Source organism: Bradyrhizobium sp. HKCCYLS1011 (genome assembly GCF_051167795.1).
Classification (GTDB): Bacteria; Pseudomonadota; Alphaproteobacteria; order Rhizobiales; family Xanthobacteraceae; genus Bradyrhizobium.
In genome coordinates, this window is record NZ_JBNPTT010000006.1 from 147,075 (window position 1) to 160,005 (window position 12,931).

Annotated in this window: 11 protein-coding genes and 1 pseudogene; 4 read left to right on the forward strand and 8 right to left on the reverse strand. The window is 60.2% G+C overall.

Annotated features, from left to right (window positions below):
* Window positions 1–31: 31 nt before the first annotated feature.
* A complete protein-coding gene (gene katG / locus ACQR1W_RS21210) occupies window positions 32–2,212 on the reverse strand; it encodes a catalase/peroxidase HPI (protein ID WP_434852618.1) in 2,181 nt (726 codons plus the stop codon).
* Window positions 2,213–2,692: 480 nt separating this feature from the next.
* Between katG and ACQR1W_RS21215 the strand changes: the two genes are divergently transcribed.
* Complete coding sequence (locus ACQR1W_RS21215) at window positions 2,693–3,487, forward strand: class I SAM-dependent methyltransferase (RefSeq protein WP_434852619.1); 795 nt, start codon at window positions 2,693–2,695, stop codon at window positions 3,485–3,487.
* Window positions 3,488–3,531: 44 nt separating this feature from the next.
* On the opposite strand, the gene ACQR1W_RS21220 is transcribed toward ACQR1W_RS21215, so the two are convergent.
* The 4 genes and pseudogenes from ACQR1W_RS21220 to ACQR1W_RS21235 all read right to left on the reverse strand — a co-directional run.
* Window positions 3,532–3,876, reverse strand: coding sequence for a hypothetical protein (locus tag ACQR1W_RS21220; protein WP_434852620.1), 345 nt, complete (start codon window positions 3,874–3,876; stop codon window positions 3,532–3,534).
* A gap of 475 nt (window positions 3,877–4,351) precedes the next feature.
* On the reverse strand, window positions 4,352–5,035 hold the full coding sequence (locus tag ACQR1W_RS21225) for a sugar transferase (protein ID WP_434852621.1): 684 nt from the start codon (window positions 5,033–5,035) through the stop codon (window positions 4,352–4,354).
* A gap of 381 nt (window positions 5,036–5,416) precedes the next feature.
* Entirely contained in the window at window positions 5,417–5,944 is a 528-nt protein-coding gene (locus ACQR1W_RS21230; protein ID WP_434852974.1) for a glycosyltransferase family 4 protein, read from the reverse strand.
* A 201-nt stretch (window positions 5,945–6,145) separates the two neighbouring features.
* Window positions 6,146–6,556 (reverse strand): annotated as a pseudogene (locus ACQR1W_RS21235) (glycosyltransferase); the annotation flags it as partial.
* Here ACQR1W_RS21235 and ACQR1W_RS21240 point away from each other — a divergent pair.
* Window positions 6,512–6,706, forward strand: coding sequence for a hypothetical protein (locus ACQR1W_RS21240; protein ID WP_434852995.1), 195 nt, complete (start codon window positions 6,512–6,514; stop codon window positions 6,704–6,706). The pseudogene ACQR1W_RS21235 and the gene ACQR1W_RS21240 overlap by 45 nt on opposite strands.
* On the opposite strand, the gene ACQR1W_RS21245 is transcribed toward ACQR1W_RS21240, so the two are convergent.
* On the reverse strand, window positions 6,673–8,328 hold the full coding sequence (locus tag ACQR1W_RS21245) for a GMC oxidoreductase (RefSeq protein ID WP_434852622.1): 1,656 nt from the start codon (window positions 8,326–8,328) through the stop codon (window positions 6,673–6,675). The two genes, ACQR1W_RS21240 and ACQR1W_RS21245, sit on opposite strands and share 34 nt — an antisense overlap.
* The gene (locus ACQR1W_RS21250; RefSeq protein WP_434852623.1) at window positions 8,319–9,182 is read right to left on the reverse strand and encodes an aldo/keto reductase; all 864 of its coding nucleotides are present in this window, start codon (window positions 9,180–9,182) and stop codon (window positions 8,319–8,321) included. Before ACQR1W_RS21250 ends, ACQR1W_RS21245 begins: the two co-directional genes overlap by 10 nt.
* A gap of 109 nt (window positions 9,183–9,291) precedes the next feature.
* Between ACQR1W_RS21250 and ACQR1W_RS21255 the strand changes: the two genes are divergently transcribed.
* Window positions 9,292–10,311 carry a glycosyltransferase family 2 protein gene (locus ACQR1W_RS21255; protein ID WP_434852624.1) on the forward strand — a complete coding sequence of 340 codons (1,020 nt, stop codon included), beginning with the start codon at window positions 9,292–9,294 and terminating at the stop codon, window positions 10,309–10,311.
* Window positions 10,312–10,331: 20 nt separating this feature from the next.
* Here the strand turns inward: ACQR1W_RS21255 and ACQR1W_RS21260 are convergent, their stop codons facing one another.
* Entirely contained in the window at window positions 10,332–11,267 is a 936-nt protein-coding gene (locus ACQR1W_RS21260; protein ID WP_434852625.1) for a glycosyl hydrolase, read from the reverse strand.
* Between ACQR1W_RS21260 and ACQR1W_RS21265 the strand changes: the two genes are divergently transcribed.
* The gene (locus tag ACQR1W_RS21265) at window positions 11,218–12,924 is read left to right on the forward strand and encodes a GumC family protein (protein WP_434852626.1); all 1,707 of its coding nucleotides are present in this window, start codon (window positions 11,218–11,220) and stop codon (window positions 12,922–12,924) included. The two genes, ACQR1W_RS21260 and ACQR1W_RS21265, sit on opposite strands and share 50 nt — an antisense overlap.
* The last annotated feature ends 7 nt before the right edge of the window (window positions 12,925–12,931 follow it).

Genomic DNA, 12,931 nt, shown 5'->3' on the forward strand with positions numbered 1-12,931 from the left:
AGTGCGGTCGATTGGCCGTTAACGGCGACTCTTACGCCTTCAGGTCGAAGCGGTCGAGGTTCATCACCTTGGTCCAGGCCGCGACGAAGTCCTTCACGAACTTCGCCTTGGCGTCCGAGCTCGCATAGACCTCGGCAAGCGCACGCAGCTGCGAGTGGGAGCCGAAGATCAGGTCGGCGCGGGTCGCAGTCCACTTCACTGCGCCGGTGCTGCGATCACGGCCTTCGAAGGTGTGCTCGCCCTGATCGACCGGTTGCCAGGCGGTGCTCATGTCAAGCAGGTTGACGAAGAAGTCGTTACTGAGCGTCTCCGTCTGCTTGGTGAACACGCCGTGCTTGGAGCCATCGGCATTGGTGCCGAGCATGCGCATGCCGCCGACCAGTGCCGTCATTTCTGGCGCCGTCAGGGTCAGGAGCTGTGCTTTGTCGACCAGCAATTCCTCACCGGACAGCCACTGCGTGCCGGCCAGATAGTTGCGGAAGCCGTCTGCCCTTGGCTCCAGCACCGCAAAGGACTCAACGTCGGTCTGGGCCTCGGAAGCATCGGAGCGCCCCGGTGCGAACGGCACCTTTACGTCCACACCGGCCTTCTTGGCCGCCGCTTCCACCGCGGCATTGCCGCCGAGCACGATCAGGTCCGCGATCGAGACCTTCTTGCCGCCGGCTGCCGTCGCGTTGAAGTCCGCAGCGATGCCTTCAAGGCCCTTCAGCACCTTTGCAAGCTCCGCCGGCTGGTTGACGGCCCAGTCCTTTTGCGGCGCGAGGCGAACGCGCGCGCCATTGGCGCCGCCACGCTTGTCGGAGCCGCGGAAGGTCGACGCCGACGCCCAGGCCGCCGAGACCAGCTGCGAGATCGAAAGACCCGAGGCCAGGATCTTGGCCTTGAGCGCCGCGACATCGTTCTCGTCGATCAGCGCGTGATCGACGGCCGGCAGCGGATCCTGCCAGACCAGGTCTTCCTTCGGCACCAGCGCGCCGAGGTAGCGCACCTTCGGGCCCATGTCGCGATGGGTCAGCTTGAACCAGGCGCGGGCGAAGGCATCGGCGAACTGATCCGGGTTCTCGTAGAAGCGGCGCGAGATCTTCTCGTAGGCCGGATCGAAGCGCAGCGCGAGATCGGTGGTCAGCATCGACGGCGTGTGACGCTTCGACGGATCGTGCGCGTCCGGCACAGTGCCGGCGCCGGCGCCGTGCTTGGGCTTCCACTGGTGCGCGCCGGCCGGGCTCTTGGTCAGCTCCCATTCATAGCCGAACAGGTTCCAGAAGAAGTTGTTGCTCCACTTCGTGGGCGTCGTGGTCCAGATCACTTCGAGACCTGACGTGATGGTGTCACCGGCCTTGCCCGAAGCATATTTGCTGGCCCAGCCGAGGCCCTGTTCGGCCATGTCTGCACCTTCCGGCTCCGCGCCGACCAGCGTGGCATCGCCGGCGCCGTGGGTCTTGCCGAAGGTATGGCCGCCCGCGATCAGCGCCACCGTCTCTTCGTCGTTCATGGCCATGCGGGCGAACGTCTCGCGGATGTCGCGCGCGGCCGCGAGCGGATCGGGGTTGCCGTTCGGCCCTTCCGGGTTGACGTAGATCAGGCCCATCTGGACCGCGCCGAGATTGCCGGCGAGCTCACGATCGCCACTGTAGCGCTCGTCCGCGAGCCATTTGCCTTCCGGCCCCCAATAGATGTCCTCGTCGGGCTCCCAAGTGTCGGGACGACCGCCGCCGAAGCCGAAGGTCTTGAAGCCCATCGACTCCAGCGCGACGTTGCCTGTGAGGATGAAGAGGTCGGCCCAGGAGATCTTCTGGCCGTATTTCTGCTTGATCGGCCAAAGCAGACGGCGCGCCTTGTCGAGGTTGGCGTTGTCAGGCCAGCTGTTGAGCGGGGCAAAGCGCTGCTGCCCGCGTCCGCCGCCGCCGCGACCATCGCCGATGCGATAGGTGCCGGCTGCGTGCCACGCCATGCGGATGAACAGCGGCCCGTAATGACCGAAGTCGGCCGGCCACCACGCTTGCGAATCCGTCATCAGGGCCTTGAGGTCCTTGATCACGGCATCGAGGTCGAGGCTCTTGAACTCCTTGGCATAGTCGAACGCCTCGCCCAGCGGGTTGGAGAGGTTCGAATGCTGATGCAGGACTGAGAGGTCGAGCTGGTTCGGCCACCATTCCTTGTTGGTGAATCCCTTCGAGCCGCCCGAAAACGGGCACTTGCTGACGTCGTCCATGGTTGCCTCCTGCCGTGCTGTAGATGGTTTCCCTGGCTTGGGTGGGCGCACTCTAAGGAGCTTGCGCCATCAGGGGAAATCGAGATTGATGATTGGAAGGATAAGAATTTCTGATGATGATTCTGTGATGGTTTTAGGACGCTTGTTCCCTTGAGCCTTCCGGCTGTTGCTTTGTCCTGACTTCGTCCCCCAATTCTCGCCACCGCATCAGCGTCTGGGTTCGGAACCTGGGTTCGGGCCGGACCGCGCCAAAAGCGATGCTGCAGAGGCACAAAATGATCCTGAAATGATTGAGATGCGGGGCGTTTCTGGTCGGTTGATAATGCCTTCATCAGCACCGAGTCATCCCCTTCGTTCGTAGATGCGTCCGCCATTCGCTCGGCTGCGCAAACGCGATCGGATTGCATGACCGTCGGGGAGGCCTACCAATCCGTTGGTGCGCAACCCCTTGAGCCAGACCATTTGCCGGGGAGAATTTCAATGGAACCGTTGCGGTCGTTCTTGGCGCTCAACCGAAAGGTTTCACGGGCGATCACTCCCGACCATTTTCATGAGGCGAATGTCTTTGCCGCCTATCATAAGATAGGAGCCATCCTGTTGTCCCATCCAGATACCAAAATCGTGCTCGATGTCGGGGCGGGACAACAGTGGCATTTTCCGAAACATTACAAGACCTGGTACAGCATCAAGCTCATCGGGGTGGACATCGACGGCGCCGAAATGGCGGACAACCCGCTGCTCGATGAGAAGATTGAATGCGATGCCGTCGCGCAGATCCCGATCCCCCCAGGCAGTGTCGACCTTGTCATGATCAGCTCGGGCATCGAGCACTTCAGCGACAATCAACGATTTCTCAACAATGCGTTCGATGTCTTGCGGCCCGGTGGATATTTGATCGCCCAGTTTCCGGGACGGTATGCGCCGTTTGCCGTCGCCAACAGGATGCTGCCCAAATCGGCCTCGAAAAGATTGCTGGCGACGGCGATGGGCGAGACCGCCGAGCATCTCGGCTTTGTCGCGCACTATGACAGGACGAACTATTCCGCTTTTCGCAAGATGGTGCAGGCCTCCGGCTTTAAGGCCGTCTACCATCTGCCAGGCTACAACAGCAGCTCCTATCTTGAATTCTTTCTGCCTTTCTACATGATCTCATACCTGTACGACAGCACGATGCATGCCATAGGCCTGAGAGACCTCGCGGCTTATAATCTCTGGGTGCTGAGAAAGCCGGGAGAGGGCGATTTACCGGAGTTCAAGCTCTACGCCTGGAAATAACTGTCGTCGCCAAAAGCGTCTTTGCGAAATTGGCTCGATCACCTCTAGCTGAGCGTCGATGATCCCGGCTGTGTGGGCGGAGCGGGGTGGCGGTCATTATCGCGGGTCTCGGGAACACGACCCCTCTCGATCAAGCTTGAAGGGCGGACCAGTCGTTTGACGGCGGTGGCAAGAAAGCGGATCAGCAAACCCAAGAAATAGCCGCCCTGGAGGATGGCTTCCGCGGCGAGGACAATTATCACCGTAGTTTCAAGACTTGCTCCTCGAGCGACCGAGAAGACGACCGCCGCGAAAGGTACGAGGATGATGATGGGCAAAAGCACTTTCCATCGGAACACCAGCCCGATGGCAGTTCCCAGCAATGCCAGTCCAACGGCAAAATATATCATATGAGTGCCCCTCGAGATCGAGCCCACAAGGCGGCGCGCATCTCCATTTGGTCGATTGTCGAGAAATGATCGGGGACCAATTCGGCTCTGCTCCAGGCATCTGCGACAGCGAAAGCGCGATAAGCTTACGTGAGATTCGGAACTTGCAGAAGTGCCGTGCAACGGCCCTCTAGGCAAAGTGGCGGTTTCGATTGCCGGTCTTGACCCGAAAAGGGCCGTGCGTCCGTATCCACGGACAGCTCCCAGGTCCGGATACATCCGGACACGAGCCTCACGCGGCAGAACTATGCGAATGCCGGATGCGGTCGATTTAGCGTCATCGTCGATCGATTCGCGACCGGCCGACTGAGGGCGAGTGCTTGGCGGCTGAACTTTGCAGGCGGCTTACGCCTCGTTTCGCCGGACCGATCGATTGTGGCTCAGCCGGTCAGCGGCGCAGATGAAGCGAGGACGTGCGTTTCGTGCCAGCTACACGTCAATAGGCCGTGTTCGAGAAACAGACCGCCGGAATCGTTGCCATGATGATCTTGGCGTCGAGGATCATCGACCAGTTGTGCGCATAATAGCTGTCGAGGACGACGCGCCGTTGGAAGGTCGTGCTGCTCCGCCCGCTGACCTGCCAAAGCCCGGTGATCCCGGGACGACACGCATAATATGCGTTGAGGGCGTCGGAGTATCGGCCCAGCTCTTCCTCCGTCACCGGTCGCGGTCCCACAATGCTCATATCGCCCTTGAGGACGTTGAAGAGTTGCGGCAGCTCATCCAGGCTGGATTTCCGTAACAAGGCGCCAACGGCGGTCACACGCGGATCGTTGCGCAACTTTCTCGTCGCGATCCATTCCGCCGCGGCGGCGGGATCCGATTCAAGATGCCGGCGCAAGCGTTCGGATGCATTCGTCGCCATGGTGCGAAATTTCAGGCAATCGAACTGCTTTCCATTGAACCCGACGCGCTTGTGTCGGAACAGCACGGGGCCGGGGGAGAACAGGGCCGTCGCCAAGCAACAGATCACCAGAAATGGCGCGAGCAGAACGATGCCGCCCAACGCCAAAATGATGTCTGTGACCCGCTTGGAAGCGAGGCCTATCGGATGGGTGGTCTGCACCAAAACAAATAGTGTGTCTTCATCGACCCTATTCGCTTTTGCCATTCCATTCATGAGTGGGCACTCCGACGCACAGGTGAATGCTGCAATGCGAACAAAATCGTTTTGCTAATCATCGTTCCAATTTTTCCCAAATTTGTGCGACGGTTCCTCGCGTCCTGGAAGTCACCAGAAAAAAGCCATTCGCTCGCCCAATTAGGCATCAGCGTGATCGGTTGTTGTGCACGTGAAGTAGATGAATTGTGAGAAGTAGATGAATCGTGAGTAGTACGTGAACTTTGATCGTAGGCGTCGCGACCGACCAATCAGGTTCGGCCGCTTGAGAGTCCTTGGCTTACTCGAGCTCACTTGCGACAAGTTCATGTCAGGAACTTCAGACCGTCGTTCCCAGAGGAAGCGAATATCGGCGCCGGAACGTGCGCGACCGGAATCCGCTCAGGCAGAACGATGCGCTGGACTGGGCGCGGCCCAGATCTGAGATGACTTTTTGATCGGCCTCGCGCCGAGAGCGCACTCCAACTTGTCCAGCAGGCGACGCCCGTTGGCGTCCCAGTTGAACAGACCATCCGCCACCTCGAAGGCAAGACTCTGCCTCCTGTCGAGAGCGTCGACGTCGTCCATCATGGCTGCAACGCTTGCCAGCAGCTTGCTAACGCTGTTCTCGACGATGAAGTGGCTCTTCAGCTGCTTGGGAATTCCACCGAGCGCTGCCTCAACGGCGGCGACCGGCACGCGCGAGAAGATGTAGTCCAAGATCTTGAGCTTGAACCCGCCGCCGATCTCCTCTGGAACCAAGGCAATCCGCGCATTTCGAAATTCTTCGCCGAGATCATCGACGAAGCCGCGAAATACGACCCAGGGGAACCGCAGCCGTAAACGCGACAGAAGCGGCTCCGGTATGATGCCGACGACATGAAGCTCGATGCGATGCTGCGTGAAGGTGCCGCTCGCCGCTTCCAGCATTCGCTCGAGGTTCATCTGTTTGGCGATCCAGCTGAAGGAACCGACAATGATCGCACGCCGCGGCACCGTCTTGTCCAGGGCGCGGGCGCGCTGCCTGGTCCCGGCATAGCCCGGCGGCAGAACGACACAGCCGAGCGTGGGATTGATGTCATTGAACGCAGCGCGGTCCTCATCCGTCAGGGTCACCAGAAAATCGCAGGAACGTGCGAGACACTGTTCCGCGAGGCGCGTCTTCCGCGCATTCTGCTTGAGCAGGAATTTGCGAATCATGTCGCCGGAAAAATTGTTGGCGATTTGATCGGTGACCCTGGTCTCAAAGTCATGCGACACATGAACCAGGACCGGACGATTCCGGGCGATTTGTCTGATGTCAGCAACCGCCCAGCTCATTCCATATTGATCCAAGACCACGACGTCATAGTCGGTCGTCTCAAGTTCCTGCGCGATCGTGGCCCGGTAGTTCTTGGTCGCAAATCGCGCTCCCACCATCGGAAGGTTGCTTGCTAACGCGAGCAGCTTCGCGTTGGGAGCGCCAGGCACCACGTTCCAGCGCACCCGAGGCTCGAGATGAGCGAGGCTGCCGGTTTGATCGTCGGGATTTTGCAGACCCAGAAAAGCGACATTCGCCCCCTGGCGCGCGACCGCTCCGGCGAGCTGAGCAGAATAGATACGATCGCCCGCATTGAGTGGAATGGGCATCGTTCGCCCAAGCCAAAGGATCGATATCGTCACGTGGCACTCCGCAAGGCGCTTTTGAGGTGATCGGCGATGCGGATCGCCAATGCGACGATCGTCAGCGTGGGGTTGGCAGAGCCGCTGGTCGGGAACACCGCGCTTCCGGCCAAATAGAGATTTTCGAGATCATGCGTCCGGCACTGCGGGTTGACGACCCCGTATTTCGGATCATCGCTCATCCGCGCGGTGCCGATGTGATGCCCGCCGACCGGGATGGTCTGCTTCACGCTTTCGTCCAGGAGGTTTTCGTCATAGACGACCGCAGCGACGCCCGTCTCGGCCAGGATGCTGTGCACCTGCCGGTAGCTTGCCGCGATCGAGGCGAGATCATCGGGACAGACCCGCCAATCGATGTGAAGCCTGGGAACGCCAAAGCGGTCCTTCTCATGGGTGAGAGAAAGCCGACTTTCGTATGAGGGCGTCTGCTCCGCATTGTAGTCGAGCGGGTAGGAGCCGGCCTTCGAGTACAGCGCCACATAGGGGATGCGGCGATAGCAGGCGTGACGCTTGTAGACCCAGGAGCTCAGGAATTTGATCAACGGCCACGGGTTCTTGGCGACGTTGGCGACGTGACGGGCGGTCAGCGCGCGCCCTTTTGGCAATCGATCCAACGACTCCAGTTCGACCGTGGAAATCTTGCGGCGATACTCGGGAAGGATGAATCGCTTGGCGATGTACATCAACGACAACACTGGATCACCATGCTGGGGATCCATGGGATTCGCATGGTGGAGGCGGAAGATCATGTTCCGCAGCCGATGGCGCTGCTGGATCTCGTTGGACAGTCGAAGATGATGCTTGGCATAAATGCCATCGCGTGTTCGCGCGAAGTTCCAGGCAACCTGGCGTCCTGGGGCGACCTGCAGCCATCCCAAGGTGCCTTCGAGGTGCGACATGTAGTACCGGCCGAGCGTTCCACTCGAATTGGCAAGCTTGGATGCCGCCAACAGACGCACGGATTCCAATCCGCCGGCCGCGACCACCACGTATGTCGCGCGAATCCGGAAATGGTTGCCCGCGATGGTCGTGCATTCGACAGCGTCCACCGCGCGGCTGGAGGCATCGCTCGATAAGCGGACGCAGGTCGATTCCAGCAAGATCCGGTGTGTGGGCGATCCAATCAAATCCGATTTGAAACGCCGGCCGAAGTCGGTCGGTGGACTGAAGCGCTCTAGTCCGACCATGATCGCTTCATTGTCAAATCCGTCGATGAGCGGCCCCGGCGCATCCAGGCAGGTTGGGTCAAATGCAAACTCGCCGGCTTCGCAGTACGTCAGTGCCCTCAAATAGTACGGAACCATGTCGTCGTATGAAATCGGCCAGCCGCTGTTGGCGACGTGAGATCGCGGTTCGAAATCGCTTCGTGTCAGCGGGACGCAGCGGCCTCCCCAGATCGTGGAAGAACCGCCGAAGCGCCGCTCCCGATACATCTCCGGCGGCGGATGCCGGCTGTCGGGAGCAAGTTCGGCTGCATTGAGGCTCTGGGTCAGCCTGTTGGGCCGCCATCCTCCGCTTTCGATCAGAATGACCGAACGTGACGCTCCCAACAATTCGCGCGCGATTGCGATGCCCGCAGGGCCGCCGCCGATGATGCAGACCTCCGTGTCGAGGTCCGATCCCGAAGGAATCTGACGTCCATCTATGAACACGACGTTTCCGCTCTCCGAACGGCATCCAGCACCTGATCGAGATGCGCAAGACGGGTCGTGCCGATGAGCACGCGGCTGATTTCACTCCGCGCCAGTGAGGCTGTGAGCGCCGCCTGGGCGGCCGACCATCGATCGTTGCTGCTGGCTGGCTGTGCAGTGTTGATCAGGCCGCGGCCGATGACGAACACGGCCTGACGTCGCGCGCGATCAAGGAAGCGATCCGTCATCTCCGTGGGCGGCCACAACGGGAGCTCGACGGCGTCGACGCGCGGATCGTCCAATGCAAGCAAACCTGTCTGGACGTCTTCACACGAGATGCCGATTTTGATGGCCTTGCCAGCGTCACGCATTTTGTCCAGCAAGCCAAGCGCGTCACCCCTGGCGATCACGTCCGCGGGCGGGCTGTGCAGGAGAAGAATGTCCGCGTAGTCGGTGTTCAGTCGCCGGAGACTGGCGTCGATGGATGCGCGGAGACCGTGATCGGAGAAATTCTGCGGCAAGGGTGCCTCGCGCGCTTTTGAAATCAGGTGACGACCGGCGCCGCTTCGACGGATCAGGGGCGCGACGGTGCTTTTCAGCGGTTTGGCGATGCGCATCCATGCAGGAAAATATTGTCCCGCCTTCGTCACGAGGGTGACGCGCTTGCGTCGGCTGCCGAGCGCCGCGCCCAGGATGCGTTCGCTTTCGCCCTGGCCGTAGATGTTCGCCGTGTCGAAGAAGCGAATGCCGCGATCATATGCTGCTTGAATCAGCGTGAAAGCATTGGCTCGATCGCGGCCGAGAACGGAGCCGAGACGTGCGCAGCCCAGTCCAAGCCGTTGCTGAACGACATCGAACGCAGCCGGGCCATTCATCGATTGGAACCTGGATAACTGATCAGCATTGTGCCCCGTGACACCGACCCCATCGCAAACACTGGCGCGTTTGCGTAGGTCAACCTGAGTTCCGCTTCGGGATCATCTCATGCCACCTGAACCGTCCGTCACGATAATCGTTCCAACGCTGAATGAGGAGAAATACATTCGGCAGGCGATCAGTTCACTGATTCCGGAGGGCGAAGGCCTCGACTATGAGCTGATCGTGCTCGATGGCGGCAGCACCGATCACACAGCGTTGATCGTTGAAGAATTGGCGAGGCTCAATCCGAGAATTCGGCTGGAGATGAATCCGGCGCGCTACCAATCGGCCGCGCTCAATCGTGGCGCAATATTGGCCAGACCGGACTCCGAAATCATCATTCGCGCCGACTCGCATGCCGAGTACCCGCCCGGCTTTGTTGCCGGGCTGGTGCGAGAGCTGAGAGAGCGGGACGCGGCATCCGTCGTGGTGCCGATGCGCACGCGCGGAACGAGCTTTCTGCAGCGTGGGATAGCCGCTGCGCAGAACAGTCGTTTGGGAAATGGCGGGGCGTCGCACCGGGTCGGAAATCGCTCGTGCTATGTGGATCATGGTCACCATGCCGCTTTCGCGCGCAGGACGTTCCTGGCCATCGGCGGCTATGATGAGAGTTTCACCCACAATGAAGATGCTGAGCTTGATGTCCGGCTGAGGAATTCAGGTGCGCAGATCTGGCTGTGCACGGAGCTCGCCATCAGCTATTTTCCGCGCAGCTCTCTCGGCGCGCTCGCCCGCCAATATTTCAACCATGGCTCCGGCCGCGCAAGGACAATGCTCAAGCACCGCCGTCGACCGAAAGCCAGGCAATTGCTGCCCTTGGGTGCGCTTGGAATGAACATGCTCAGCGTGGCTTCGGGTGTTGCTTTTGGATGGCTGTTCTTTCTGCCGAGTTTGGCCTACGCGGGGGCGTGCCTGACCGGAGGACTATATTTGGCAGTATCACAGCGCGATCCGGCCGGATGTGCGGCCGGTCCTGCCGCGATGATTATGCATCAAAGTTGGGCAGCCGGCTTCGTTTACCGCGCATTGCGGGTCTCAGTTTCCAAAAGACCTCAGATCCCTGTGTCTGACGAGGTTCTGCGTTAGCATTCGGCGTCAAACGTCGCTCACCTGTTAGGGCTCGCGCGCATGTTGGCACCCGACGTCGTTGCGCCGAATGCGGCGATATAGGCCGCCGCTGCATTGGGATATTGCCCATCGCTGAGCTTGCCCGGGAAAGCGTCATTCGAATTCCAGACGTTTTGATACAGCACATTGTGATCCGAGAACCATTGCGCGGCCTTCGCAATGTAGGGGCCGGCCCTGTCAGAGTTCACGCCCCATTCCGGATAGGCCGATGGCTTCTTGTGGGCCGAGGCGAAATCCTCGAGCCATTGCAGGCCATATTGGCTGTTGACCATTTCATCCCATGCCTTGATGGGATCCGTCGGGTTCCATTGGATGTTGTAGTAGAAGTCCATTCCGATGACGTCGACGTCATCATCGCCGGGATAGGCATCGGCCGGGTTCATGCGCGTTTCGCGGACATTGACGTTCCATTCGAAGCGAAAGCGGTCAGACACTGAACGGAAGGCCGCGACGAAGTTTCGATACGCCTTGACGAAATCCTGCTCGTGTCCCGCTGCCGACCACGGCATCCAGTTTCCGTTGAATTCCTCTCCTGTTCGCACGTAGATCACGGCGTCCGACGGTCGAGTGACCGCCAGCATTTGTGCCGCCCGAACGTAGGAAGCTTGATACGCGCCGGCCGCGGCCTCCGACAAAGACCCGCCGTCGGCAAACAGCGGAATGGTCCAGCAGATCGGCTTGTTGAGCGGCGACCAGAGCTGCACTGACCAGCTGATGCTGTTGATCCAGTCGTTCCAGTCCGTGCGTCCGGTGTGCGCCGGGATCTGATCGACCGGTCTGCCGAGCCAACTCTCGAATTGCTGCGAGTTGGACGTGCTGTTCCCGACGTAAGCGCCGAGCGCCGGACTGCCCGCAGAGCATGGGGTGCCGAACCAGACCAACAATAAAGCGGCAATCGAGGTGCGCAGAAACATGAGGAAATCCCATTCCTGTGAGCGTTTTTTTTCGGCATGTGGACGCAGCCGATCTGGTCGCTTCGGCCAACAAATTTTGGAACCAAGGCGCCATTTCGCACTTGCCACATGCCTCTTTCGCACCTGCCCAAGGCCTACTAACCGCGAGACGTGCATGTCGTTCAGCCTACTCAGCAAGATTGTTTGGGCCAGACGGCTCACATTCCTGACGGTCTTCGCCTTGATCGTCGCCGGCGCAATCGGCTTCACCTTCGCGGTGACGCCGATGTTCCAGTCAGAAGCCTTGTTGATGACCACCCTTGACCGGGCGCAGCGGCAACAGGCTCAGTTTCCCGACACGCTCCGCTACCAGCTGAATTCGCAGATCTACATCATCAATAGCGAAGACGTGCTTCGGCAGGCGATCGGCGAATTTGGCGCGCAACGCCTGTTTCCTGACCGGAAGCAGACGACCTCGTGGCATGCTCTGGATATCTTGCCTCCTGAACTGTCGACAACGATTTCGAGAGTTCTTGATCCGGTCAGACCCATGCTGGATTCGGTTCGACCCAGGAAGCCTGATGAAGAGCGTTCCGATGCCGATCGCGCGCTGTTGAAGGTCAAGAAGCGCCTCGCGGTGACGCTCGAGAAAGACTCGCAGATATTGTCTCTGACGTTCCGGCATGAAGACCCGAAGATTGCCGAACAGTTCCTGGGCCTCGTGGTACGTGACTTTCTCCAGCGCCAGGCTGATCTCAGCGGCAATGCCGAAGCGCCGGCCTTCTTTCGCCAGCAGGCTGCGCGCTACCGCGACGAGTACAAGCGTGCCTCCGCCGAGCTGAGCGATTTTGCACAGAAGCATTCGACCTACTCGGTGAGCCAGGAGACTGAGCTTGCGCTCACGCGGCGCGACAATGCGCTGGTCGCGCTGGCAAAGACGCGCGGCTCGATCGCAGAGAAGGAAGCGCAGGCCGCGACCTTCCAGAACACGTTGACACAGCTCCGTCGCCGAATCTCGCTTCCTGGCGAGATCACGGGCCCTAAACAGAACGTTCCCGCTGGGAATAGCGACGCGTTGACCGACACCAACAAGGTGCCGGCAAATGAATCCCCCCTGCTGTTGGTGCGCGTGTTCCAGGAGACCGCACAGTCGCTTGTGAACCTCAATTCGGAGATCGTGGGTCTGCGATCGCTGGAAAAGGCGCAGACCGAGGCAGTTGCTGACGTCGAGCACAAGCTGAGCGAGCTGTCGTCGATCACGGCGGAGTTCAGCCGCCTCAAGGACCAGCTCGACCAGATATCCAAGGTAATGGAAGCAAATGTCGGCCGCGCTGCCGATGCCCAGATGAACGCCGATTGGGATGCCAGCGAAAAGCTCTCGAACGTGAAGGTCGCGCAATCCGCCACGGCGCCCACCGAGCCGGTGTTTCCGCCCAAGCCGCTTTTCGTCGCCTTGGGCGCCGTCATCGGGCTGGTGGGTGGGGCGGCTGTTTGCGTGATGTTCGAAGCGATCAGCGCGCGGCGTCGACGCGCGTATAAGCGCTGGCGGCAGCCAGACGTCGACGAGCGTCTCAGCGATCGATTTGCGTCCGAGCCGGACGAGTGGACGCCGGCCCATGAGATGGCCGACTATGAGATGGCCGATTATCGCTTCCGCCGCCAGGGGCCTGTCGCATGAGGCACAT

Bases quoted from the DNA above. Each gene is read 5' to 3' on its own strand.
- katG (WP_434852618.1), bottom strand. From the start codon at position 2,212: ATGGACGACGTCAGCAAGTGCCCGTTTTCGGGCGGCTCGAAGGGATTC.
- ACQR1W_RS21225 (WP_434852621.1), bottom strand. From the start codon at position 5,035: ATGAATGGAATGGCAAAAGCGAATAGGGTCGATGAAGACACACTATTT.
- ACQR1W_RS21215 (WP_434852619.1), top strand. From the start codon at position 2,693: ATGGAACCGTTGCGGTCGTTCTTGGCGCTCAACCGAAAGGTTTCACGG.
- ACQR1W_RS21240 (WP_434852995.1), top strand. From the start codon at position 6,512: ATGAGCGAGGCTGCCGGTTTGATCGTCGGGATTTTGCAGACCCAGAAA.
- ACQR1W_RS21250 (WP_434852623.1), bottom strand. From the start codon at position 9,182: ATGAATGGCCCGGCTGCGTTCGATGTCGTTCAGCAACGGCTTGGACTG.
- ACQR1W_RS21260 (WP_434852625.1), bottom strand. From the start codon at position 11,267: ATGTTTCTGCGCACCTCGATTGCCGCTTTATTGTTGGTCTGGTTCGGC.
- ACQR1W_RS21220 (WP_434852620.1), bottom strand. From the start codon at position 3,876: ATGATATATTTTGCCGTTGGACTGGCATTGCTGGGAACTGCCATCGGG.
- ACQR1W_RS21255 (WP_434852624.1), top strand. From the start codon at position 9,292: ATGCCACCTGAACCGTCCGTCACGATAATCGTTCCAACGCTGAATGAG.
- ACQR1W_RS21230 (WP_434852974.1), bottom strand. From the start codon at position 5,944: ATGCTGGAAGCGGCGAGCGGCACCTTCACGCAGCATCGCATCGAGCTT.